The organism is Polaromonas sp. C04, assembly GCF_002002705.1.
In the GTDB taxonomy this organism is placed as follows: Bacteria; Pseudomonadota; Gammaproteobacteria; order Burkholderiales; family Burkholderiaceae_C; genus Rhodoferax_A.
Window position 1 is genome coordinate 192,562 of record NZ_MUNS01000041.1, and the last position, 23,568, is coordinate 216,129.

Consider the following 23,568-nt stretch of genomic DNA (forward strand, 5'->3'; position numbering starts at 1 on the left):
GTCGGGTTCGACTCCCTCCCCTTTCGGGGGAGGGTGGGGGTGGGACCAGCGGCGCGACACAACCCCAAGGCCGCCTCCGCTTTTCATATCATTGAATGCAAAGTCGCATATCAGTCGGCTCCCGCGTGCATCGACAGCATGTGCCCGACGCGCGGGTCGCCGCGCCCGGCCAGCAGCTGCGCGTAGGCGGCCTGCACCGCTGCGGGGCCGCGGTGCTGCGCCACCGTGAGCCAGGGCGCGGCCGGGTTGCTGACCTGGCGGATAAAGCCCTGCCAGGCCTGCAGCAGCCGCTGGCCCAGGCCCTCGGCGCCCGAGTCCGCCTGCCGCTTCTTGATTTGCGCGGGGGCAAAGAACAGCGTGGCGCGCGGCCCCGGCAAATCCTTGGCACCGCCGAGTTGCTCGACGTGCGTGCCGCCGATCGAGCTGCTGAACTTGAGGTGGGCGAAGCGTGTGTGGACAGCGCGGCGCAACTCCGCGCTGCCGGCAAAGTCGATATAGACACAGGGCGTCTCGGCGGCGATCTGGTCGAGCTGCTCGTACGTCAGCACCCGGCTATAGCAGCCCAGGCTCTCGCAAAACGCCTGGTTGGAGGCCGAGGTCAGGCCCACCACCTCGATGCCCGTCCTCTGCCTGAGCTGGAATGCCGTGCCGTAGGCGGTTTTGCTCGACGCGCTGGACAGCAGCATCACGTGGGCCTGGAAAAAATCGTTATCGGCCAGAAAATCATCGATCAGCCACGAGGTGATGAACAGCGGCCGCAGCAGCGCCTGCAGGTCTTCGGTATCGAGGCTATAGAACGGGTCGGCGGCGCAGCGCATGACCTGGTTGTAGACCGCATGCAGCGGCGCACGGTGCACAGCGCCGTCCACAAAACTGCCTGGTGAGAGCCGGGTGGGCGACAGCACCGCGCTGCTCGCCATCGGCCAGTAGCCGTACAGCCGCTCGCACACCGCGACGCCGGCGTGCAGCGACTGCGCCACCGTGCCGAAGCCCCACACCGGCACGATGCCCCAGCCGTCTTTGCCCGTGGGATAGAACTGCCAATAACTCATGGCGTCACCGAACGCGGCGTAGGTGATGTTGTTGGAGGTCAGCGCGAACTTGTCTACCTGCACGCGAATCTGGTCGGGTGCGAGCGCGATATCCGGCGCGCTGGTCAACCGCGTGGTGCCGAGCTGATTTTTCTGGACGAGCAGGGTGGTGTTCATGGGGCATCCTAACGCAGCGAAGGGTCGCCCCGAGCAAGTTCGGCCCCCTCGGGGGGCAGCGCAGTACGCGCAGCGACAAGCGTGGGGGCCAGTGAGCGAAACGGCCCGCCGGTTCAACACCGGCGGGCCGCCTGGGTGACAGCGGATGCGCTTAGACGACCGTGATGGTCACGTCGATGTTGCCGCGCGTGGCATTCGAATACGGGCAGACCTGGTGCGCAGCGTCCACCAGCGCCTGGGCGGCGGCGCGCTCCATGCCGGGCAGGCTGACCTTCAGGCGCGCGGCGATGCCGTAGGCGTTCGGGATCGGGCCGAGATCCACCTCGGCATCCACCGCCACGTCGGCCGGCACGGTGACTTTCATCTTGCCGGCCACCGCCTTGATGGCGCCGATGAAGCAGGCCGAGTAGCCGGCCGCGAACATCTGCTCGGGGTTGGTACCGGTGCCGGACGTGCCCGGGGAGGACAGCTTGACGTCCAGGCGGCCATCGTCTGAGCGCGCGGCGCCATTGTCGCGCCCGCCGGTGGTGTGGGTGTGGGCGGTATACAGGACTTTTTCGAGTTTCGTAGGCATGGTGACTCCTTCGGGAAGTAGTGCTTCGGGCATGAAGCGGGTTGAGAAATCGTCAGGCGACCAGCTTCTTGCGCAGGGCTTGCACCTGCTGGGTGAGGCTGACCAGCTCGGAGAGCGAGCATTGGCTGGCATCGAGAATGCAGTCCGGAATCTTCGCGGCGCGGGCCTTGAGCCGGCGCCCCGCCGCGGTCAGCGTGAGATGCACGCGGCGCTCGTCTTCCACGGCACGCAGGCGCGCAATCAGGCCCGCGGCCTCCAGCCGCTTGAGCAGCGGCGTGAGCGTGCCCGAGTCGAGGTACAGGCGCTCGCCGAGCTCGGAGACCGTCAACCCGTCCTGCTCCCACAGCACCAGCATGGCCAGATATTGCGGGTAGGTCAGCCCGAGCCCATCGAGCAGCGGTTTGTACAGTTTGGTCATCGCCAGCGAGGTGGAATACAGCGCGAAGCACAGCTGGTTGTCCAGCCGCAGGGCCTGGTCGGAATCGAGTTTTCGCGTTGTCATGGTTAAATTATATCGAGCAATTAAATTTCGTACAACTTAATTTTGTAAATGAGTTTAGCCGAACCGGCAATTCGCCGGATCAGCGGCCCGAAAAGCGTGCGGGCCGCTTCTCGACGAACGAGCGCACGCCCTCGGCTGCGTCAATGCTGTTGGCCAGTCGCCGCTGCACCGGTATGAATTCATGCATCGCGACCAGCGGGCCGTGCTCGACGGCCTTGAGCGCGTTCAGCCGGGTTGCCACCACGGCCAGCGGCGCCTGCGCGGCAATCACCTGGGCCAGGCGCAGCGCCTCGTCCAGTTCCCGGCCCGCGGGCACGACCTTTTGCACGAAGTTCAGCCGCAGCGCCTCGGCGCTGCCGAACTCGTCACCGGTCAGCAAATGCAGCAGCGCATTGCCCAGGCCCGCGCGCTCGGCCATGCGCAGCGTGGCGCCGCCCGTGGCCATGATGCCGCGCCTGACTTCGAGCTGCGAGAAGCGGCAGTTGTCGGCCGCCACCACGATATCGGCGGCCAGCATCAACTCGATGCCCAGCGTGTAGGTGATGCCCTTGACCGCGACCAGCATCGGCTTGGTGCGGCGCCGGTAGCCCTCCATGCCGAGATTCAAGGGGTCGACCAGGCCCAGCGGCACGGCCTTCTCGCCGCGCTGCATCAGCGGCGCGATGGTCGGCAGATCCAGTCCCGCGGTGAAGTGCTCGCCCATGGCGTGCAGCACCCCCACGCGCAGTGCTGGGTCGTCGTCCAGCCGCGTATAGGCCTCGCCGAGCTCGCGGAACATCTTCGGGGTAAAGCCGTTGCGCTTGGCCGGGCGGTTGATGCTGATCAGCAGTACGTGCTCCAGCACCTCGCAGTCGATGTTGCCTTCGGGATGGGTTTCAGGCATAGGGGAGAGTGTCATGCGATGTGTCCTGTTGGGCTGTGGATGAAGGTGTCATGCAATCCGTCGGGCCAGAGCGAGCAATTTTGGCGCGATTTCCTCGCGCAGCCAACTCTCGTTCAATGCCTTGCCCTGGAATGAGCAATTAAGCGCGGCCGTTTCACCGCGGTCAATTTTCCCGAGCGGAACGGCCACCGCCTGCACGTCGGGATAGACCTCGCCCACCGAAACGCAACTTCCCCATCGCGCGTATTGCGCCAGGTTGCGCATCACCTCGGTGCCATGCCGTTCCCACTCATCGGGCGTCTTGACGCGTAACTGGTTGAGCAGGGCCTCGCGCTCCCTGGGTGGACAGGCCATCAGGCAGGCGCGCCCGATGGCCGTACCCGCCAGTGAGTGGGTGGTGCCGACGTCCAGCGGATAGACGGAGTTGGCGCTATGCCGGATGGCTTCGATGTACACGATGCTCAATCGGTCCCGGATGCCAATCGACACCGCGCCGCCGGTCTCTGCGGCCAGCTCGAACATCAACGGTCTTGCCTGCCGTCGCACCGTGAAGAGCTCCAGCAGGGGATAGCCCAGCGACAGTACCGCGGAGCCCAGGCGGTATTTCCCGTAGCTGTCGGTTTGCGCTAGGTAGCCCATGCACATCAGGGTGTAGGTCAGGCGCGAAATGGTGGCCGCCGGCAAACTCAAACGCTGCGCCAGCTCCTTATTGCCCAGCACGGGCTCGCGCGGGGTGAAGCAATGCAGCAACTCCAGCCCGCGTGCCAGCGTCGTGGCGAACTGACGGTCTCCTTCGTATTCCTGAAATCCGGCCGGCACGCGGGAGCGGCGGGGGATGGGTAGTGTGTTTTCAGTTTTTGACATATCGAAATACTTTCAATATATCGGAATTGGCCGATGGTAATTGTGGCCGCATTCCTAAACTGGCGCACGCTCCAAAAGCGCATCCCCACGTAAACACCGAAGGCGACCGCATGAAACTCAATGATTTGCCGGCTCACGAGATTCCAGCACTCAACGGCAACAACGCGCCGATTGGGGACGAGACTGTTTTCGACAACATGACCATTCTGGGTGAAGTGCCCAAGGATCTGAACGGCCTGTATGTGCGCAACGGCCCGAATCCGTTTTTCCCGCCCGACTGGCGCTACCACGCCTATGACGGCGATGGCATGGTGCATGCCATCCAGTTTCAAAACGGCAAGGTGGTTTACCGCAATCGCTGGATCCAGACCCGGGCCTTGCAGGAAGAGCGTGCCGCCGGCCGCGCCCTCTGGAAGGGCCTGAAGGAGCCGATGCGCGCGGACCGCCAGGACGAGCCGCTCAAAAACACCTCGAATACCGATGTCAAGTACCACGCCGGGCGGCTGATCACCATGTGGTACCGCTCCGGCATGCCCTATGCCGTTGATCCCTATACCCTGGAAACCCTGGGTGCGGCCGACTATGACGGAGCGCTGACAAAAATCTCGGCGCACTCGCGGCCAGACGAGCACACGGGTGAGTTGCTGTTTTTTGACTACAGCATGACCGCCCCGTACATGGAGTACGGCGTCATCGGAGCGGACCGCAAGCTGAAGCACAAAATCGAGGTGCCTTTGCCCGGACCGCGTTTGCCGCACGACATGGCGGTGACCGAAAACTACACCATCCTGCACGACTTTCCGCTGTGGCCCGATGCCGAGGCCTTAAAGGCCGGACGCTACAAAGTCCGCTTCCATGCTGACCAGCCCACGCGTTTCGGTGTGGTGCCGCGCTACGGATCCTCGAAGGACATCCGCTGGTTCGAAGCCAAGCCTGCCTACATGCTGCACGTGGTGAACGCCTGGGAAGAGGGTCACGAAGTGGTGATGGTGGGCACGCCGTACCGGCTTCACGCCACGGCCGACGGGCAGCCGGATGCCCGCCGCCTGGAGCACACCATCAATCAGCGCCAGCGCGACTTCATGCTGTATGAGTGGCGCTTCGACCTCAAGACCGGCAAGACTCGCGAACGCGTCATTGATGACGTGCTCAACACCGAATTCCCGGTCATCAACAGCCTGTACCAGGGCCGCAAGAACCGTTATTCCTATAACGTGCTGTTTCCCCAGGGTGGGCGTGAGGAGCCCCGCTTTCCCGGGCTGGTGAAGTACGACCTGAGCACGGGCGGCTACGTGGCTTACAGCGCGGGGCCGCACTACTTTTACAACGAGCCCGGCTTCGCCCCGCGCGACAACAGCCAGAGCGAAGACGATGGCTACCTTGTGATGCCGGTCTGGAACCCCGCCGACCAGCGCTCGGAGATCCAGGTGTTCGATTGCAAAGGGGCTCGCCTGGCCGAGGGCCCGGTGGCCCGGATCGTTATGCCGCGACGCATTCCGCATGGCTTTCATGCGACCTTTATCAGTCAGCAGACGCTGACGCGCTGGAAGTAAACCGTGATCCTGGTTCCGAAAACGAAAATCGACGATTACACAGCCCGTGGCTGGTGGGGCAGCACCACTTTGTGGAATCTGTTTGCGACGCATGTGCGCGAGCGCCCGGACGCCGAGGCCGCGGTGGATGCGTGCAATCGCCCCGACTTTGCGCATGGCGCGCCCAGGCGCCTGACCTGGGCACAGCTGGCGGATGAGGTGGACCGGTTCTGCGGCGTGCTTCTCCAAAGCGGCATCCGCCGTGACGACATACTGTTGATGCAGTTGCCCAATTGCGTCGAGCAGTTCGTGGTGTACCTGTCCTGCGCCAGACTGGGCATCGTGATCACGCCGGTCCCGGTGCAATACCGTGAGCATGAGCTGGCGCACATTCTGTCGATAACGAAAGCGGTCGCGGCGGTCACGTTTGCGCGGATCGGCAAACCCGGTGGCGGGCACCAGAGTGTCGAGATGTTTGCCGGACTCCAGCAGTCGCATCCCTGTTTGAAGAACATTTTTGCGTGGGGCGAACAGGTGCCGTTGATGGCCACCAACCTCGCGGCGGCGATGGCCGTGACCGACGCCGACCGTGAGCGCCTGGCGCGGGCCGAGCGCGAAGCCGCCGTCACCGCCAATGACGTGTTCACGATCTGCTGGACATCCGGCACCGAGGCGCAGCCCAAGGGCGTTCCACGCAGCCACAACGAATGGCTGGTGGTGGCGCCCTCCGTGATCGAGGCAGGAGAGCTCAAGCCCCAAACCCGAATACTCAATCCGTTTCCGCTGGTCAACATGGCGGGGGTCTCCAGCGCCTTCGTGACCTGGTTGTCGCTGGGCGCGACCGTGGTGCAACACCACCCCTTTTCCTTGCCGGTCTTTCTGCGCCAGCTCAAAGAGGAGTGCATCAACTACACCATCGCGCCGCCGGCCATTCTCAACACACTGCTGCAAAATGAAGCCTTGCTGGCGGACATCGACTTCGCCAGGTTGACGCGCATTGGCTCCGGCTCGGCGCCCTTGTCGGAGTGGATGGTGCGCGGCTTTGCCGAAAAGCATGGCGTGCAGATCGTCAATTACTTCGGCTCCAATGAAGGCGCCGCGCTGTCCGGCACATACAGGGACATGCCCGACCCCACCGCGCGCGCCCAGTTCTTTCCGCGCGCCGGCGTCGAGGGTTTTGAGTGGCATCTTTCGACTACGCGCAAGATCAGGACCCGACTGGTCGACATGGAAACCGGTGAAGACATCAACGAGGCCGGCCGGCCGGGCGAAATCCGTTTTGTGGGTCCGACGATTTTCAGCGGGTACTTTCGCGCGCCCGAGCTCACGGACCGCGCCTTCGATGACCAGGGCTTCTACAAAACCGGCGATTTGTTTGAGATTGCCGGGGACCGATTGCAGTACTACCGCTATGTCGGGCGATCCAAGGACCTGGTGATCCGCGGCGGCATGAACATCTCATCCGAAGAGATCGAGAACCTGCTGCTGGCCTGTCCCGGCGTGCAGGAAGCCGCTGTGGTTGGCGTGCCGGACGCCATTCTGGGCGAGAAGGTCTGCGCCTGCGTGGTTGCGGCCGAGGGCCGGACGGTCAACCTGGAAGCCATCACCACCTTCCTGCGCGAGCACAAGCGCGTGGCGGTCTACAAGCTGCCTGAATATCTGCTGCCGCTGCCCATCCTGCCGCGCAATCCGGTGGGCAAGATCCTCAAGCGCGAACTGCGCGAACAGGCGAAGTCGCTGGCTCCGCAAAGCGCGATGTTGGTTGCATGAAGCCGGTCCTGTTGCTGATTCCCGGCATGCTCAACGATGCCCGTGTCTGGGAGCAGGTGACGCCGTATCTGCAGAATGACGCGGATATTTGCATTGCCAATGTCCTGAGTCAGGGCGGCATCGTGGAGATGGCACGCGACGCCTGGGCGCAGGTGGCGAATGTGCCGCCAGACACGCCGTTGGTGCTTTGCGGGTTTTCGATGGGGGGTTACGTTGCTATCGAAATGATGGCTAACAATGCCCGTCCTGTGATGGCTCTGGGGCTGCTGGATACTTCAGCACGTCCTGAATCCAGGGAGGGCGAGATGGTGCGGGAGAAAACCATCGCGGCCATCGAGCGCGATTTCCCCAAAGTGGTGGAGGGCATCCTGCAGTTTGGCACGCACGCGGGCAGCCATGCCGATGCCGTGCTGATGGAGCGCATGCGCCAGATGATGCTGGGTGTCGGACCGCAGGCTGCCATTCGGCAGAACCGCGCCATTGCGAGCCGGGGCGACCACCGGGGGAGGCTCGCGATGCTGGACATTGCCGCGCTTGTGATGTGTGGCCGCGACGACAGGATCACGCCGCCCGCGCTCTCGCAAGAACTGGCTGCACTGATTCCCGGTGCCCGGCTTGAATGGATCGAGCAGGCCGGTCATATGACGCCAATGGAACAGCCGGCCAGCGTAGCCGCACTGCTCAAGACCCTGCTCTAACCCCCCTACATCATCAGGAGACAAAATCATGAAACGACGCAACGCCCTGCAAACGCTTGGCGCCCTGCCGCTGGCTGCGGCCCTGCCCGCTGCCCGGGCCCAGACCTACCCCAGTAAACCGGTATGGATCGATGTTGCGTTTGCCGCCGGCAACACGCTGGACACGGCGCTGCGCCAGGTGGCCGAGATGTTCAGCAAGAACACCGGTCAGACCCTGCTGATCAACAACAAGCCCGGCGGCTCGGGCATTATCGCGGCACAAACCGTGATGGCGGCGCCACCCGACGGCTACACGCTGCTGCTGGCCAGCACCAGCATGTTCGCCATCAACCCGCATACCTTCTCGAAGCTGCCCTACGATCCCGAAAAGAGCTTTCGCCCGGTGACGAACTTCCTGGGTGCGTCGCTGGTCATGGCGGTCAACAACAACGTGCCCGCCAGCAACATCAAGGAATTCGTTGCCTGGGCGAAATCGCGCCCGGGCAGGGTGTCTTTCGCCTCGTTCACCGCGGGCAATTCATCGCACTTCGCGGGAGTGATCCTGAACGAGCGCGCCGGCATCGACATGCTCCACGTGCCGTTCAACGGCACGCCACCGGCCGTGACCGCCCTGCTGGGTGACCAGGTGGATGTGGCCTTCCTGCCGCTGCAGGCCGTGAAGTCGTACGTGAGTGCAGGCAGGGTCAAGGTGCTGGCCGTCACAAGCCCGCAGCGCTCGCCGCTCATGCCGCAGATCGCGACCTTTCGCGAGCAGGGCTATCCGGACCTCGAGATCTACATCTGGTCCGCGATCGTGGCGCCGGCCGGCACGCCCGACGCGGTGATCGGCAAGCTGAACACCGAGTTCGTGAAGATCCTTCGATCCGCCGAGATCAAGGAGAAATGGAAGGCCTTCGATTTTGAGCCACTGCCTTCCACGCCGCAGGAGTTCAACAGGTTCTGGCAAGCGGATTCGAAGCGCTGGGCCGAGGCCGTGAAGATCTCTGGTTTCAAGGCGACCGAGTAAACATGAATCGATATCCCTTTGCGCTGCGGCTGCCGGTGTTCGCGGCCCCCATGTTCCTCATCTCCGGCCCGGAGCTGGTGCTCGCGGCCTGCAAGGCCGGCATCATCGGCGCCTTCCCCACGCCCAATGCCCGGCCGATCGACACGCTCGACGTCTGGATGAAGCAAATCACCGAAGGCCTGGCGCGCGCGCGCGACGAGCAGCCGGCGGCCACCATCGGGCCGTGGTGTGCCAACCTCGTCACGCACTCGTCCAACACGCGATTGCCGCAGGATCTGGAACTGGTCGCCAAATACAAACCGCCGGTCGTGGTGACCGCGCTGGGCAGTCCGAAGCCGGCGATTGAAGTGGTGCAGGGCTACGGCGGACTGGTGTTTGCCGATGTCACCAGCATCACGCTCGCGAAAAAGGCCGTGGCAGCGGGTGCGGACGGCCTGGCCTGTGTTTCGAGCGGCGCGGGCGGGCACACGGGCTCGCTTTCACCGTTCGCGTTTGTCAGCGCGGTGCGCGAGTTCTTTGACGGTCATGTGGTCGTTGGCGGCGGCATCAGCGACGGCTGGGGCGTGGCGGGTGCCATCGCCAGCGGGGCCAACTACGTCTACATGGGCACGCGCTTCATCCCGGTGACCGAGAGCCTCGCGCAGGCGCAATACAAGCAGATGCTGGTGGACAGCACCGTGGACGATTTGGTCGTGAGCGCCGGCATCACCGGTACCCCGGCGAGCTGGCTCAAGCCCTCGCTGCGCGCCAACGGGCTGGACCCCGACAACATGCCGGCCGCGCCGGCGCGCCAGTACGACAGCAACCAGTCCATCGGTGCCAAAAAGTGGAAAGACGTGTGGGCAGCCGGGCAGGGCGTGGGCGCCATCAAGGCCGTGGAGTCGGTGGCCGAGGTGGTGCAGCGTCTGGAAGCGGAGTACCGCGCAGCCTGCAGCCGGCTGGCCTCGCTGTCGCAGCCGGTCGGTCATCGTGATTCGAGGAGATTGAGCCGTGCAGCTTGAAATTGTCAACAAGGTACAGCCGACCTTGGTGCCCAACGGGCACCCCTTCATGACCGGTGTGTTCGAGCCGAATTATGTGGAATGCAATGCGCGCGATCTGACGGTGATCGGCGAAATTCCCAAGTCGTTGAACGGCGTGTATTTGCGCAATACGCAAAACCCGGTGCATCAACCGCTGGGTCGCTACCACGCGTTTGATGGCGATGCCATGCTGCACCTCATGAGCTTTCGGAGCGGTAAGTGCGAGTACCGCAACCGCTTCATTCCGACCAAGGCGTTCATCGAGGAGCAGCAGGCGGGGCGCGCCCTGTATGCCGGGTTGATCGACAACCCGCGTCTGGCCGAGCGTCCCGGCTGGGGTGCTCGCGGCGGGCTGCGTGATACGGCCGCCACGGATGTGATCGTGCACGCGGGCTCCGCGCTTGCCACCTTCTACCAGTGCGGCGAGCCATACCGGCTGGATGCACGCACGCTGGCGTTCAAAGGCGCCGACGCATGGGGCGATCGCATCCTGCCAGACGGGGGCATTTCGGCGCACCCAAAAGTTGATCCCCGCACCGGCGAACTGCTGTTCTTCAATTATTCCAAGCAGGCGCCCTATATGCACTTCGGCGTGGTCGACCAGAACAACCGGCTCGTTCACTACGTGCCGGTGGAACTGCCCGGCCCGCGCCTGCCGCATGACATGGCGTTCACCGAAAATTACGCCATCCTCAATGACTTCCCGCTGTTTTGGGATCCGCAGCTGTTGCAGCAGGGCAAGCACAAGGTGGGGTACCACCCGGAACTGCCGTCGCGCTTTGGCATTGTCCCGCGGCGCGGCAAGCCGGGGGAGGTGCGCTGGTTCGAGGCCAGTCCCACCTATGTGCTGCACTGGCTCAATGCCTGGGAAGAAGGCGACGAGATCGTGCTGCATGGCTACCACCAGCGCACGCCACTGCCCACACGCGGCGACGGCGCTGCCGGCTTCGACAACTCCGGCGCGACCCTGGGCCCCGACCGCTACGGCCCTACGCTGTACTGCTGGCGCTTCAACCTGCGCACGGGGGAAACGCGCGAGCAGCGTCTGTTGGATCAATCGCTGGAGTTCGGCATGATCAACACCCGCTACTGGGGCCAGCCGTACCGATATTCGTACAACATGGTGGCGCATCCCAACTCCTTCCTGTTCGACGGCATCACCCGCTTCGACCATGTCAGCGGCCATTCCGAAAGCTACTCTTTCGGTGCGGGGCGTTTTGGCAGCGAGTCACCGATGGCACCCAACACCAACCCCAGGGGCGAGGACGATGGCTATGTGGTGAGCTTCGTCACCGACATGAATACCAATACTTCCGAGTGTGTGGTACTGGATGCCAGGAACATCGCTGCCGGGCCGGTCGCACGCATCATTTTGCCGCACCGGATCAGCAGCGGCACCCACTCGTACTGGGCCGATGCCAGCGAAATCCGCTCCGACTGGGCGGGGTTTTAACCATCCATGAAAGGCAACACCATGAATCCGTCCACCTACATTCTCGGCGGCTACCAGACCGACTTTGCCAAAGTCTGGGCGCGCCAGGGGCAGGACATCTCCGACATGATGCGCGAGGCCACGCTGGGCGCACTGGCGGCCTGCGAGCTCGACGCCTGCGCCATTGAAAGCATCCACGTCGGCAACGCCTTTGGCGAGCTGCAGCGCCAGCAGGCCCACCTCGGGGCCATGGTGGCCCAGGTGGTGCCGGAGCTGTGGGGCGTGCCCGCCATGCGCCACGAAGGGGCCTGTGCTTCCTCGTCGCTGGCTGTGCTGAGCGCCATGGCCGAAATCGAAGCGGGCCGCTATGACTGCGTGCTGGTCCTGGGTGCCGAGGAACTCAAGAACCTGCCTGGCGATGCAGCCTCGCAAAACCAGAACGCCGCGGCCTGGCAGGGACATGAAGACATCGACTGCAAGTTCATGTGGCCCGCCGGCTTCGGCCTGGTGGCGCAGGAGTATGAGCGCCGCTATGGACTCGACCGCAAATACCTGAACCGGATTGCCGAACTCAACTACGGCAACGCCAAGCGCAACCCGCTGGCACAGACCCGGAAATGGGAGTTCGACGCCCTGAGCTTCACGGACGACGACGAGGCGAATCCGATGATCGAGCCTGGCAGCCGGCGCCAGGACTGCGGGCAGATTACCGACGGTGCCTGCGCCGTGGTGCTGGCCTCGGCGCGCTTTGCGCAGGCGCACGCCACGCGGCGTGGTTCAAGCCTGAATGCCCTGCCGCATATTGCCGGCTGGGGGCACCGCACGGCGGGTCTGCGCCTGCGCGACAAACTCGAGCGCAGCCGCGATCACGCGTATGTGTTTCCGCATCTGCGCCAGACCATCGAGGACGCCTGGCGACGCGCCGGCGTGTCAGGCATCGAGGCAATGAGCGGAGTGGAAACGCACGACTGCTTCACCACGACCGAGTATGTGGCGATTGACCATTTGGGACTGACCTCACCCGGGCAGAGCTGGCAGGCGGTGGAAAACGGTCGCATAGAGCGCGGCGGGAGTTGCCCGGTCAACATGAGTGGCGGCCTGATCGGCTGCGGCCACCCGGTAGGCGCCACCGGTACGCGCATGCTGTTCGATGCGGCGCGGCAGGTCACCAACACGGCGGGCGCCTGCCAAATCGAGAATGCGCAGCGCATCCAGACACTCAATATTGGCGGCTCATGCGCCACCGTGGTCAGCTTTGTGGTGGCGCGCGACGATCGATAGGTCAAACGCTGTCGAATGGCCGCTCGGCGACGCAGTGCTTCAGCCGGGTGTATCGAACAGTGCCGACAGCGCCGCCACGGGCAGCCGGCCGCGCAAGCCAATCGCCACCAGCGCCGGGCCCGCTGCGGGGGCCGGGGCCGTGCGCAGCGTGCCGTGGCGACCGGCGAACTGCAGCTCCGACCATGTGCTGTCGCTGTCTTGTGCTCCGGTGCGCAGCACGCCTTTCAGCCGCAGGATGCCGGGCGGTGGCTCGGCCAGCCAGGCGCGCAGCGCCGTGCTCGAGAACACCCGCGCGGGGCGGCACGACCAGGTGTCGAACAACGCGCCATGAGCCGGGTCGCCGTGTTCGTGCGCACCATCGGCGTGCTCGTGCGGATCACGGTGCGCCGATGCAGGCGTTGCTGCCTGCTGCATGTCGGGCAGCGCCAGGCCGCTGAGCATCGGCAGCGGCACCTGCGCCTGGGTGGTCTCGAACTGGGGCGTGGCGCCGGCGACCGAGGTGATCCAGTCGCGCACGCGGGCTCGCTCGTCGTTCGCCGCGCGGTCGCAATGGTTGACGACGATCAGGTCGGCCGCCTTCAGCTGACGCTCCAGCGTGTCGGCCAGCAAGGGGTCGCGCGACTGCGCCAGCGCAGCGCTCGCATCCACCAGCACGATCACGCCGTCCAGGCTCAGCCCGGGGTCGGCGCGGCCCATCTGCGCAATGCGCCACGGATCGGAGACACCGCTGGCTTCGACCACGACCGCGTCGAACGGCGGTGTCGTGTCGAGCACGCGGATCAAGGCGCTCGTCAGGTCGTCGCCGATCTGGCAGCAGACGCAGCCATTGGTCAGTGCCACCGTGTCACCCGACGAGGCTTCGATCAACCCTGCATCGATATTGATGGCGCCGAAGTCGTTCACCAGCACCGCCATGCGCACCCCCCTGGCGTCGTGCAGCCAGCGGTTCAGCAAGGTCGTCTTGCCGGCGCCGAGAAAGCCGCCGATCACCGTCAGCGGCAGGCGCTTCTTCGTCATTTGGGCCTCAGTCCTTGCGCGCTTCGAACACCCGCCCGGACAGCACGGTGCCCCACACGCGTACGTCCTTCAGCGCCATCGGCTCCACCGCGAGCGGATCGTCCTCGAGTACGCAGAAGTCGGCTCGCTTGCCGCATTCGATGCTGCCGATCTCGTGGTCCAGCTTGAGCGTCCAGGCCGGGCCCAGCGTGATGGCATGCAGTGCCTGCGGCACGCTGATGCGTTCGGCCTCGCCGAGCACGCGCCCCGACGGGGTGACGCGGTTCACCGCGCACCAAGCCGTGAACAAGGGGCCCAGCGGCGTGACCGGCGCGTCGGAATGGATCGCCAGCGGCACGCCAGCCGCCAGCGCGCTGGCGCAGGCATCGAGCCGGTTGGCGCGATCCGGCCCCATGGTCATTTCGTAGTGCTGGTCGCCCCAGTACCAGAGGTGGTTGGTGAACAGGTTGGCGCACAGGCCGAGCGCGGCCATGCGGCGAAACAGCGGCGCATCGATCATCTGGCCGTGCTGCAAGGTGTGGCGGTGGTCGGGCCGCGGCGCGCGCGTCAGCACCCGCTCGATCGCATCGATCGCGACCTCGCTGGCCTCGTCGGCATTCGTGTGAGTGTGGATCAACAGGCCCGCGCGGTGGTAGGTTTCGAAGTCGGCCTCGTATTGCGCCGGCGCAGTGACCCAGATGCCGTTCGGTGCCCCGTTGAAATAGCCGGGCCAGCGCAGCCGCGCCGAGAAACCCTGGATCGAGCCGTCGAGCATCATCTTGACCAGGCCGTAGCGCAGCCGGTCGGTATTGCGTGGCAGCAGGCTTTTAACGTGCTCGGCACCGAGGGCCGCACCGTGCGTGCCATGAAAGGCCTGGAACGCTGGCAGGATGCGGATGCTGTAGGCGTCATCGGCAAGCGCCGACTCGAGCACCTTGCAATCCGTGTCGGTGAGCTTGTTGACGAGGTCGGTGGCAGTCGTCACCCCCTGCATGCAGGCGAGTGCGGCAAACGAGCGCACGCCGGCTTCGGTCATCGGCGCGAGCACCCCGGCGTCGCCGATCTTGCGAATCACCAGGAACTTCGCGGCCGGCTCCTGCAGCTCCCCAGTGGGCTCGCCTGCGTTTGCCCCTGAGCGGAACTTGACCACGCCTTCGACTTCGTTGTCGCGCGTGATGTCGGCCAGCCGCAGCATCGCCGAGTTCACGTTCATTATGTGGCCGTTGGAGTGCGTGATGACGATGGACCGCGTGGTGCTCGCGCGGTCGAGATGCTCGACCGTCATGCGTTCTCCGCCGAAGTAGATCGGATCGAACCCCCACGCGATCAGCGGTTCCGCATCCCCCTTGCCGGCCGAGCGCATTTGCGCGTCGATCTCGGCGAGCCGCGCGACCACCGCCTCCATGGAGCGCAGGCCGCTCCAGACCTTGCCCTGCGGATCGCGCCGGTCGAACCAGCCGAGGTAGTGCATGTCCCACACGCTGCCTTCCTTGAGGTGGCAGTGGCCTTCGACCAGGCCGGGCATCAGCACCTTGTCGGCGAAGCGTTCGTCCAGTGTGTAGTCGCCCCAGGCCTGCATGCGCGCCAGGTCTCCGACCGCGAGGATGCGCCCGTCACGCACGGCGACATGCGTGGCCTCGGGCTGCATCGGGTTCATGGTGATGATCTTGCGGGCGGGGTATACGGTCGTTTGGGTCATGGTGCAGCACTATTTGATATAGACGTTGTCGTAGGGCGACAGCGGACCCCAGATCGTTGTCGGTACGTTCGCGAGCTTCTTGCTCGTAGCCGTGTAATAGGGCGACACGTTGATGAACCCGATGGGCAGATCATCGGTGACGATCTTCTGGAAGGCTGCATAGTAGGCCTTGCGTTTGACCGGGTCGAGGGTCTGGCCGGCCTCGTTCAGCAGGTCGTCCACCTTGGGGTTGTTGTACGACTGGGTGTTGGTCCAGACGATGGGCTTGATGTTGGTTGACAGGTAGGTGCGGGCCACACCGATGACCGGGTCGCCCCAGTTGAAGACTGCGTCCATCGACATGTCGAAATCGTGCGCGGCCATGCGCTTGGCCCAGAAGGGGAAGTCGGCCGAGGTGCGGACCTCGACCGAGATACCCACCTTCTTCAGCTGGCCGCGGATGTATTCCGCCACTGTTCTCTGCCCGTCGCCGCCCGGCAGGTAGTCGATCGTCAATTTGAAGCGCTCGCCGTTCGCATCCACCGTGTAGCCGGCGGCGTCGAGCATGGCGGCGGCCTTCTTCAGGTCATACGGATATTTGACGACGTCGGTGATCGCGAACGGGCTGCCCGGCACGATCGGCCCATCGGACACCTGGGCGAAGCCGCCCATCAGGGCCTTGGTGATGAAGTTCTTGTCGATCGAGGTCGCAATCGCCTTGCGCACGCGCACGTCGGAGAGCGGCTTCTTCGCGGTGTTGAACGCGAGCCAGTTCAGTGCGCCGACGCCTTCGTAGCCCTTCGACGTCAGTGTGACCTTCGGGTTGTCCGTCAGCCGTCGCAGATCGGTCGGGCCTGAGACGAACGTCAACATCTGAAAGTCGCCGCGCTCAAGGCCGATCGTCAGGCTCGAGTTGTCTGGCGTGATGCTGATGATCACCTTTTCGAGGTAAGGCTGGCCCGGCAAAAAGAACTTGTCGAAGCGCTCCATCACGATGCGCTGGCCGGTCGTGAACTCAACCAGCTTGAACGGCCCTGACCCAACCACGTCTTTGGAGTTGCGCGGATGGGTCTTCAGGTCCTTGCCATCGTCGTAGATGTGCTTGGGCAGGATCGGGCACAAGGCCGGGCTCATCGCCAGCACGATCGCCGGGTGCGGCGTGCTCATGCGGATGATCGCGGTGTAGGGGTCGGGTGTGTCGACCCGCTCGACCGGCCCCAGCATGGTCTTGAACGGGTGGTTGGCCTTGATCGCCATGATCGTGAACGCGACGTCGGCCGACGTGACAGGCTTGCCGTCGTGGAACAACGCGTTCTTGCGCAGGTTCAGGGTTAGCGACTTGCCATCCTCGGCAAGCTTCCAGGATTCGGCCAGGTACGGCTGCGGGTTCCACTTGTCGTCGAAGCGCAGGGGGCTCGCAAAGATCTGCGTTGAGGGCATTGCAGTCGCAGCGCCGGATTGCACTGCGCCATTGACGTGGCGCGGAACCTGCGTGGTGCCGAGCACCAGGGTGCCGCCGCGTTTGGGTTCCTGTGCCGAGGCGGGCAGCGAAAACAGCGCCCCCGCAGCGATGAGTCCAGCCGACAACACCGTGGCGCGACGGGTGAGCGGGAGATTCGGCATGGCCGAACCGCGTGAATTTGGTTCCGTCGCAATAGGCGGGTGTTGGTTGGTCACTCCGGTAGTCAGCATAAGTACCCTTTTTCGTGTGATGAATGAGTCAAGAGCGGTGGGCTGTGAACTCCGAGCCAAAGTAGACTTGTGCAAATCTTATTTTTCAACTGAAATATCAATATTTTCCCAATGGGTGAGATTTCAAATGCAAGCCCCGGCCCGCAAAGCGCATGCGAGACAGTTGCGTCGTTGAAGTTCGTCGCAGCAAACCATGCAAATGGCGCATCTTGATCTGCTCGTCAAGGAGGGTGAAAGCTCGGGCGCTACCGTGGCAGCTTTGTGGTGGCACGCGGAGACTGCCTGTCCGTTGGCTATCTATTTTTTGAGGCCCGGTGCCCAGGCAAACGGCTGCAGTTCCTGTTGGAGTAGCGTGCCCAACTCCCGCTTGCGCTGGGCCGGCATTCTGGAACTGATGGCCGCGATGCTGATGCCGGCATAGCTGTTGCTGGAAAGGCGGAAGGCGCAGCCCACGCCGCCGGCCCCCTCGGGGCCGAAATCGGTCATCCCCGAAAACCCGTTCTTGCGCGTCTCCCGGACGATTCGGCGCAGTTTCTCCAGTGGCATGCCACGACGTTCGTACTCGCGTGCCTGCCGTGCGTGTATGGCCACTATCTCCGCATCAGGCAGGCCGGCCAGAATGCCTACGCCGACAGAACTGGTTCCGAGCGGACGGCGTGTGCCCGGCTCGACAACGAAAACCTTGATCGGATAGGCTCCTTCTTCACGGTGCAGGCAAAGCGCGTAGTCGCCACTGCGCACGATCAGGAACACCGTGTCGCCGGTCTGGCGTGCGATTTTTTTCATGACCGGGCGGAACCGGTCTACCACGGGCACCATCCCCGCCGACACCAGCCCGAGCTGCATGGCTTCGATGCCCAGTCGATAAACCTTGGCCGGCGCAGCACGTTCAACAAAGCCCTCGTCGACGAGGCACGCCAGCAGGCGATGGGCGGTGGACCGATCCTGTCCAGTCAGTTCGATAAGTTCCTTCAGCCGGACGCCCTTCTCATGGTGAAAGCCCACTTGTTTGAGGAGTGCCAGCACTTTGCTGGCACTTTGAGAGCCAGCAATTTTGTTTTTATTCTCATCCATTGGGATATTAATTAAATATAAATTGAACCGTAAGATTTTTTCTATTTTAATTCAATCGCCCAAGCAAGCAACCTGATAAGCGTGCGGGCCCTGGTGGAAGCACGGCACAAGCCCTCGGACTTCACCCGCAGAAATTAGCAACACCGGAACCCCCGAAACCTAGGAGATAGAGTATGAAACAGCAACATCGCCGGACCTTTCTGGCCCATATTTTGGCCGCTTCGTGCCTGCTGCCTGCCGGTGGCGCGGTGCTGGCGCAGCCAAATGATTACCCGAACAGAACCATCAAGGTTGTCGTTCCGTTTGCAGCTGGTGGCGGCGGCGACGTGATTGGGCGGGTATACGCCCAGAAGCTCGCCGAGGCCTTAAAGGTGGCCGTCATTGTGGAAAACAAACCAGGCGCCAGCACCATGATTGGCTCCGACTATGTGGCCAAGTCCGCACCGGACGGCTACACCATCCTTCTGAATGTACCCCTGCTGGTGCAAACGCCCTATCTTTTCAACAAGATGGCGTATGACCCGCTGGTCGATCTGACACCCGTCACCGATCTGGCCGCCTCACCGCTGTGGTTCGCGGTCAGCACCTCAAAAACAAATACGCACACGCTCAAGGACTTCGTTGCGCAGGCCAAATTGCACCCGCAGGACTATAACTTTGCGTCGATCGGCGCCGGCTCTTCGGGTCACTTGTTGGGCTATGCGCTGAACGAAGCCAACGGCCTGAACATGATGCACGTCCCCTACAAGGGGAGCTCGCAGGCGACGCTGGCCCTGATGGCGGGCGAGGTTTCTGCGGTGTTCCTCGACTATGTCACGCTGAAACCCCAGCTGGCGTCTGGCAAGGTGCGGCTCCTGGCCGTGACCGGAACGCGTCGTTCGGCGCTGACCCCCGACGTGCCCACGCTGGCCGAGCTCGGCTACCCGGGCTTTGAGTCCACCGTGTGGGCGGCGTTGTTTGTGTCCAGCAAGACGCCTGCCGAAATCGTGAGCCGGCTGGAAACGGAGACGCGCAAGATATTGGCGTTGCCCGATGTCCTGGCCAAGTGGCGCGAGTTGGGCTACGAGCCCGGCGGTATGCCACGGGCCCAGTTCGCCGCGCAGCTGCGTACAGATTCTGTGCGCTGGGGCGCGCTCATCAAGAAGACGGGCGTCAAGCTGGATTGACGTTCTCCATCAATCGTTAACAAGTACAAGGACGCTCCCAATGACATCGACTCTCACTGACGCGCAAAAGATGGCCGTATTTCACGAAATGGCCGAAGCGTGGGAAAGCAAGCAATGGCGCAGGTGCGCGGACCTCTTTGCTCCGAACGGCGTCCTGCATTCCGTGATGCTGGAGCCGGTGGTCGGGCGCGAGGTCTTCTATGAGCGATTGTTGAAACTTTCAAGCCCCAACAAGCAGGTCAGGCAGCATATCCATCGATTGGGTGTGATCGATGGTGCGCTGGTCGTAGAGCGAACCGACGAAATCATCATCGACGGGGTCAGTCGATCTGTTCCCGTAGTTGGCGTCATGGAGTTCGATGGTCCCCTGATTTCGCTATGGCGCGAATACTATGACCGCGCGTCACTCCTTCGGGCGCAGGGGAAAGCTGCATAGCGCGACACTGACGCAAAGACTCGCTGCATCACGTCACTGCGTGGTCGGATGCGTCAAAGCATGCGCAGCGGCGTTCCCCATTTCATCAAACGATTCAGAAGGACACGAACTCATGGCAAATGCGCCGTTAAAAAAAATCATCACCTTTTATTGCCGCTTTACGCCCAGCTACAGCGCCATCGGGTTTTATGCGCGACGACTGTTCTGGCGGCGCACCGGCACCGATTTCGCCGGTCAAACCTGGCTCGTTACGGGTGGGTCCGAAGGCATTGGTGGGTCAGCAGCCCGGCAAGCCGTCGCCGGGGGCGCCACCGTGATTTCGGTGGCACGCGATCTCGGCAAGCTGAAAGCCTTTGCCGCATCGGTGAAGGGGTCGGGCAAGGTTCTCTTCGAGGTGGCAGACTTGTCCCTGCAGGAGGACATCCGTTCGCTCCTGACTCGCCTGGAAGAGCGCAAAGTCCGCATCGACGTCCTGGTGAACAATGTGGGCATCCAGAAACGGGACCAGATTCTCACAAAGGAAGGGCTGGAAACCTCTTTCTCGACGAATATCCTCGGGCATTACCACCTGACGCGCGAGTTGCTTGCACGCAAAATGCTCAGCGAGAATGCGGCGGTAATCGAGGTGTCATCTGGCGGCATGTACAACCATGCCCTGGCAGTCAAGGATCTGAACATCACCGGCTCGGGCTACCTGGGTGTTCGAGCCTATGGCCTGGCCAAGCGTGCGCAAGTGGTACTGACGGGCTACTGGCGTCAAAAATACGCCGCAACGGGCAAGTCCTTCTACGCCATGCATCCGGGCTGGGTCGATACCGCCAGCGTCGGCCGCTCAATGCCGCGCTTTCGCGCGATGCTCAAATCCGTGCTGCGCGACCACTCGCAGGGTGCCGACACCATCGTCTGGTTGGCAGCCAAACGTCCGAAGCAAGCAGGTGGTGAATCCATCTGGTTCGACCGCAAAGAGCGGTCGGTGCATATCTTCCCCCACACTCCGAAAACTTCCGATACGGCCGCAGACCTGATCGCGACCCTCGACAGTTTTTTGCAGCCAGGCCTGGGGCGGGCGATGAGCGCCGAACGCGATGCCGATAGCAGACAGGGTGATGCGAAGCTTCGCGCCGCGACGGCTTGAGTCTGCGCCAGGCGATTGACAAAAATCGTTTTTTGAGAGCATGCGTGTGATCGAGATTGCACGCCTTGCGCACGGATATGTCTTCGCGCGCGCACCGAGTGCAGGCTTTGAATCTTGCTCTGCATTTGATGGCCCGATCGCTCGGTGAACCGTTTCCCAACCCTCGCCGCATTCGTCCAGCAACAACTTCTGCACCTCCTCGCGTTCTGTGAGAGGAGTCGCCGCGAGGCAGTCCATGTCCGAGCGGGTCGCCCCCCAGGGTCGGATCAAAGAACCATGGTTCCAGATACCGCCGCGCGGAATGGCGGGTTGTCCAGAAACGCCGAGTCGACCGGACCTTATGCGGATGGCCGCAAGAGGTGTCTGTGGCTCGGCAGGTTGAATTGGCCTCGTTGCATTTGCACGCCTCGACTGCGGTGAGGTGAACATATTCTTGAGGAATGAGAAAAAATGAAATTAATTATTGGCGGACAAGAAATGAATACCTAGAATCGGCGCGCCTCAGTGCACAAACAGGCACGGAGCATCAACCCCTCTGGCTTGCGTCTTATGTTTAAACCCAGGAGAAAGTGACAATGAAAAGATCCCTGATTGCTTTGGCGGTATTGGCCGCTTCCGGTGCCGCCTTGGCGCAGTCTTCCGTGACCTTGTTTGGCGTGATGGACGCAACCATGGCGGTTGGCCATGGCTCCATCGCCAACAAAACCCAGTTGACCAACTCTGGCAACACCACCACCCGTCTCGGTTTCAAGGGTACTGAAGACCTTGGCGGCGGCTTGAATGCCAGCTTTTGGATTGAAACAGGCATCAACAACGACGATGGCAGCGGTCAAGCCACCAATTTGAATAACACAGCCGCTGGCGCCACACCGGCAACGGGGGGGATTACTTTCAATCGTCGCTCGACCGTCAGTCTGAGCAGCCAGCTTGGCGAGATCCGCATCGGTCGTGACTACACGCCGCATTTCTGGAACTATGTCTGGTTTGATCCATTCACCTACAACGGTGTGGGTGGCATCGCGACCGTTCACGGCACCATCGCCGGCGCAACCAAGGTTCGCGCGTCCAATAGCATTTCCTATTTCACGCCAGCGACCTTGGGCGGCTTCTACGGCCAGCTCATGCATTACTTTGGCGAACAATCCAGCGGAACAGCGACGTCCAGCGACGGTAACGGCACCAGCCTGCGCGTGGGCTATGCCAAGGGCCCTGTCAATGTGGCCATCGCCACGTCGCAAACCAACTACCTCGCCCCTGGCAACACCAAGACCACCAATGTGGGTGCCAGCTACGACTTTGGCGCGGCCAAGCTGTTTGGTTTATATGATCAGGACAAGATCAGCGGTGGTACCAAGGGCAGCGGCTGGCTCGTGGGCGTTAGCGCGCCAGTGGGGGTGGGTGAGTTCCGCGCTTCTTACTCGGGCTACAAGGGAACATTGACCAGCAATGATCCTCGACTCACCAAGCTGGCAGTGGGGTATGTGTACAACTTGTCCAAGAGGACGGCGCTATACGCCACCATTGCCCACCTGAACAACAAGGACGGTTCCGCTGTGACCCTGAACGGCGCAACGACGGCCGCCAATTCCGGCTCCTCGGGCCTTGACCTGGGCTTGCGCACCAGCTTCTGAGTGCGCGGGACTTCAGATAAGGCTGTTAAAACGCCGCCAGCCGACCGGCTGGCGGCGTTCCTTATTGGTACGCACCGACACGACGTTTGGCCCCGGACGACGATCAATACCGATACACGCCTTGCCCGGTCTTGCGGCCCAGCCGGCCCGCGGCCACCATCTCCTTGAGCAGCGGGCAGGGACGGTACTTGCTGTCGCCGAACTCGGCGAGGTAAACGTCCATCACCGCCAGGCACACGTCCAGGCCGATCATGTCGGCCAGCGCCAGCGGGCCGATCGGCTGGTTGCAGCCCAGCTTCATGCCGGCGTCGATGTCCTCGGGCGTGGCCAGGCCTTCGGCCAGCACGAAGAAGGCCTCGTTGATCATCGGCACCAGAATGCGATTCACGACGAAGCCGGGCGCGTTCTTCACGGTGATCGGCGACTTGCCCAGCGCGGTGGCCATGGCGTGCACCGCATCGTGGGTGGCGTCCGAGGTCTGCAGGCCGCGGATGATTTCCACCAGCGCCATCATCGGCACCGGGTTGAAGAAATGCATGCCGATAAAGCGGTCAGGGCGCGAGGTGGCGGCGGCCAGTTTGGTGATGGAGATCGATGAGGTGTTGGAGGCGATGATGACCTCGGGCGCGAGCAGCGCGTCGGCCTGCTTCAGGATCTTGAGCTTGAGCTCGTAGTTCTCGGTGGCGGCCTCGATCACCAGCTGCGCGGATTTCAGGTCTTCATAGCGGGCCGAGCCCTTGATGCGCGCCAGCGCCGCGGCCTTCTCAAGCGCGCTGATCTTGTCCTTCTTGATCAGGCGGTCCAGGCTGGCGGCGACCGTGGCGATGCCTTTGGCGACGGCCGTATCGGAGATATCCACCATCACCACGTCGATGCCCGAGACGGCACACGCCTGCGCAATGCCGTTGCCCATGGTGCCCGCGCCGATGATGCCCACTGTCCGAATGTCCATGTTGATCCTTTTCCAGGGTTGAAATGTGTCAGCTGT

Annotated in this window: 21 protein-coding genes; 11 read left to right on the forward strand and 10 right to left on the reverse strand. The window is 63.1% G+C overall.

Going from position 1 to position 23,568, the window contains the following annotated elements:
- Positions 1 to 110: 110 nt before the first annotated feature.
- The 5 genes from B0E49_RS17360 to B0E49_RS17380 all read right to left on the reverse strand — a co-directional run bounded on the left by B0E49_RS17360 (position 111) and on the right by B0E49_RS17380 (position 4,031).
- The gene (locus tag B0E49_RS17360; protein WP_077563693.1) at positions 111 to 1,208 is read right to left on the reverse strand and encodes a DUF2855 family protein; all 1,098 of its coding nucleotides are present in this window, start codon (positions 1,206 to 1,208) and stop codon (positions 111 to 113) included.
- Positions 1,209 to 1,359: 151 nt separating this feature from the next.
- Positions 1,360 to 1,782, reverse strand: coding sequence for an organic hydroperoxide resistance protein (locus B0E49_RS17365; RefSeq protein ID WP_077563695.1), 423 nt, complete (start codon positions 1,780 to 1,782; stop codon positions 1,360 to 1,362).
- 52 nt (positions 1,783 to 1,834) lie between these two features.
- The gene (locus tag B0E49_RS17370; RefSeq protein WP_077563697.1) at positions 1,835 to 2,284 is read right to left on the reverse strand and encodes a MarR family winged helix-turn-helix transcriptional regulator; all 450 of its coding nucleotides are present in this window, start codon (positions 2,282 to 2,284) and stop codon (positions 1,835 to 1,837) included.
- A gap of 79 nt (positions 2,285 to 2,363) precedes the next feature.
- The gene (locus B0E49_RS17375; RefSeq protein ID WP_077563699.1) at positions 2,364 to 3,182 is read right to left on the reverse strand and encodes a crotonase/enoyl-CoA hydratase family protein; all 819 of its coding nucleotides are present in this window, start codon (positions 3,180 to 3,182) and stop codon (positions 2,364 to 2,366) included.
- Between the two features lie 33 nt (positions 3,183 to 3,215).
- Positions 3,216 to 4,031 (reverse strand): IclR family transcriptional regulator, encoded by an 816-nt coding sequence (locus tag B0E49_RS17380; protein ID WP_077563701.1) that lies wholly within the window; start codon positions 4,029 to 4,031, stop codon positions 3,216 to 3,218.
- A 110-nt stretch (positions 4,032 to 4,141) separates the two neighbouring features.
- Between B0E49_RS17380 and B0E49_RS17385 the strand changes: the two genes are divergently transcribed.
- The 7 genes from B0E49_RS17385 to B0E49_RS17415 are packed head-to-tail and all read left to right on the forward strand — an operon-like array spanning position 4,142 to position 12,772.
- Positions 4,142 to 5,584 (forward strand): carotenoid oxygenase family protein, encoded by a 1,443-nt coding sequence (locus B0E49_RS17385; RefSeq protein WP_077563704.1) that lies wholly within the window; start codon positions 4,142 to 4,144, stop codon positions 5,582 to 5,584.
- A gap of 3 nt (positions 5,585 to 5,587) precedes the next feature.
- The gene (locus tag B0E49_RS17390; protein ID WP_077563706.1) at positions 5,588 to 7,333 is read left to right on the forward strand and encodes a class I adenylate-forming enzyme family protein; all 1,746 of its coding nucleotides are present in this window, start codon (positions 5,588 to 5,590) and stop codon (positions 7,331 to 7,333) included.
- Positions 7,330 to 8,031, forward strand: a complete 702-nt coding sequence (locus B0E49_RS17395; protein WP_077563708.1) for an alpha/beta fold hydrolase — start codon at positions 7,330 to 7,332, stop codon at positions 8,029 to 8,031. Before B0E49_RS17390 ends, B0E49_RS17395 begins: the two co-directional genes overlap by 4 nt.
- Positions 8,032 to 8,059: 28 nt before the next feature.
- The gene (locus tag B0E49_RS17400) at positions 8,060 to 9,037 is read left to right on the forward strand and encodes a Bug family tripartite tricarboxylate transporter substrate binding protein (RefSeq protein ID WP_077563710.1); all 978 of its coding nucleotides are present in this window, start codon (positions 8,060 to 8,062) and stop codon (positions 9,035 to 9,037) included.
- 2 nt (positions 9,038 to 9,039) lie between these two features.
- On the forward strand, positions 9,040 to 10,038 hold the full coding sequence (locus tag B0E49_RS17405; protein WP_077563712.1) for an NAD(P)H-dependent flavin oxidoreductase: 999 nt from the start codon (positions 9,040 to 9,042) through the stop codon (positions 10,036 to 10,038).
- Positions 10,028 to 11,512 carry a carotenoid oxygenase family protein gene (locus tag B0E49_RS17410; protein WP_144264612.1) on the forward strand — a complete coding sequence of 495 codons (1,485 nt, stop codon included), beginning with the start codon at positions 10,028 to 10,030 and terminating at the stop codon, positions 11,510 to 11,512. The genes B0E49_RS17405 and B0E49_RS17410 overlap by 11 nt, the downstream gene beginning before the upstream one ends.
- A gap of 21 nt (positions 11,513 to 11,533) precedes the next feature.
- Positions 11,534 to 12,772, forward strand: a complete 1,239-nt coding sequence (locus B0E49_RS17415) for an acetyl-CoA acetyltransferase (protein WP_077563713.1) — start codon at positions 11,534 to 11,536, stop codon at positions 12,770 to 12,772.
- A gap of 39 nt (positions 12,773 to 12,811) precedes the next feature.
- On the opposite strand, the gene B0E49_RS17420 is transcribed toward B0E49_RS17415, so the two are convergent.
- The 4 genes from B0E49_RS17420 to B0E49_RS17435 form a co-directional block, all read right to left on the reverse strand.
- Positions 12,812 to 13,789, reverse strand: a complete 978-nt coding sequence (locus B0E49_RS17420) for a CobW family GTP-binding protein (protein WP_077563715.1) — start codon at positions 13,787 to 13,789, stop codon at positions 12,812 to 12,814.
- Between the two features lie 7 nt (positions 13,790 to 13,796).
- Positions 13,797 to 15,467, reverse strand: a complete 1,671-nt coding sequence (locus tag B0E49_RS17425; RefSeq protein WP_077563716.1) for an amidohydrolase — start codon at positions 15,465 to 15,467, stop codon at positions 13,797 to 13,799.
- A gap of 9 nt (positions 15,468 to 15,476) precedes the next feature.
- A complete protein-coding gene (locus tag B0E49_RS17430; protein WP_077563718.1) occupies positions 15,477 to 17,069 on the reverse strand; it encodes an ABC transporter substrate-binding protein in 1,593 nt (530 codons plus the stop codon).
- 366 nt (positions 17,070 to 17,435) lie between these two features.
- A complete protein-coding gene (locus B0E49_RS17435; protein ID WP_077563719.1) occupies positions 17,436 to 18,212 on the reverse strand; it encodes an IclR family transcriptional regulator in 777 nt (258 codons plus the stop codon).
- A gap of 173 nt (positions 18,213 to 18,385) precedes the next feature.
- Between B0E49_RS17435 and B0E49_RS17440 the strand changes: the two genes are divergently transcribed.
- The 4 genes from B0E49_RS17440 (at position 18,386) to B0E49_RS17455 (ending at position 22,580) form a co-directional block, all read left to right on the forward strand.
- A complete protein-coding gene (locus B0E49_RS17440; RefSeq protein WP_077563721.1) occupies positions 18,386 to 19,378 on the forward strand; it encodes a Bug family tripartite tricarboxylate transporter substrate binding protein in 993 nt (330 codons plus the stop codon).
- Between the two features lie 40 nt (positions 19,379 to 19,418).
- Positions 19,419 to 19,814, forward strand: coding sequence for a limonene-1,2-epoxide hydrolase family protein (locus B0E49_RS17445; protein WP_077563722.1), 396 nt, complete (start codon positions 19,419 to 19,421; stop codon positions 19,812 to 19,814).
- Positions 19,815 to 19,926: 112 nt separating this feature from the next.
- Positions 19,927 to 20,949 carry an SDR family NAD(P)-dependent oxidoreductase gene (locus B0E49_RS17450; RefSeq protein WP_077563724.1) on the forward strand — a complete coding sequence of 341 codons (1,023 nt, stop codon included), beginning with the start codon at positions 19,927 to 19,929 and terminating at the stop codon, positions 20,947 to 20,949.
- A gap of 575 nt (positions 20,950 to 21,524) precedes the next feature.
- A complete protein-coding gene (locus tag B0E49_RS17455) occupies positions 21,525 to 22,580 on the forward strand; it encodes a porin (protein ID WP_077563726.1) in 1,056 nt (351 codons plus the stop codon).
- A 103-nt stretch (positions 22,581 to 22,683) separates the two neighbouring features.
- Here the strand turns inward: B0E49_RS17455 and B0E49_RS17460 are convergent, their stop codons facing one another.
- Complete coding sequence (locus B0E49_RS17460; protein WP_077563728.1) at positions 22,684 to 23,532, reverse strand: 3-hydroxybutyryl-CoA dehydrogenase; 849 nt, start codon at positions 23,530 to 23,532, stop codon at positions 22,684 to 22,686.
- Between the last annotated feature and the right edge of the window lie 36 nt (positions 23,533 to 23,568).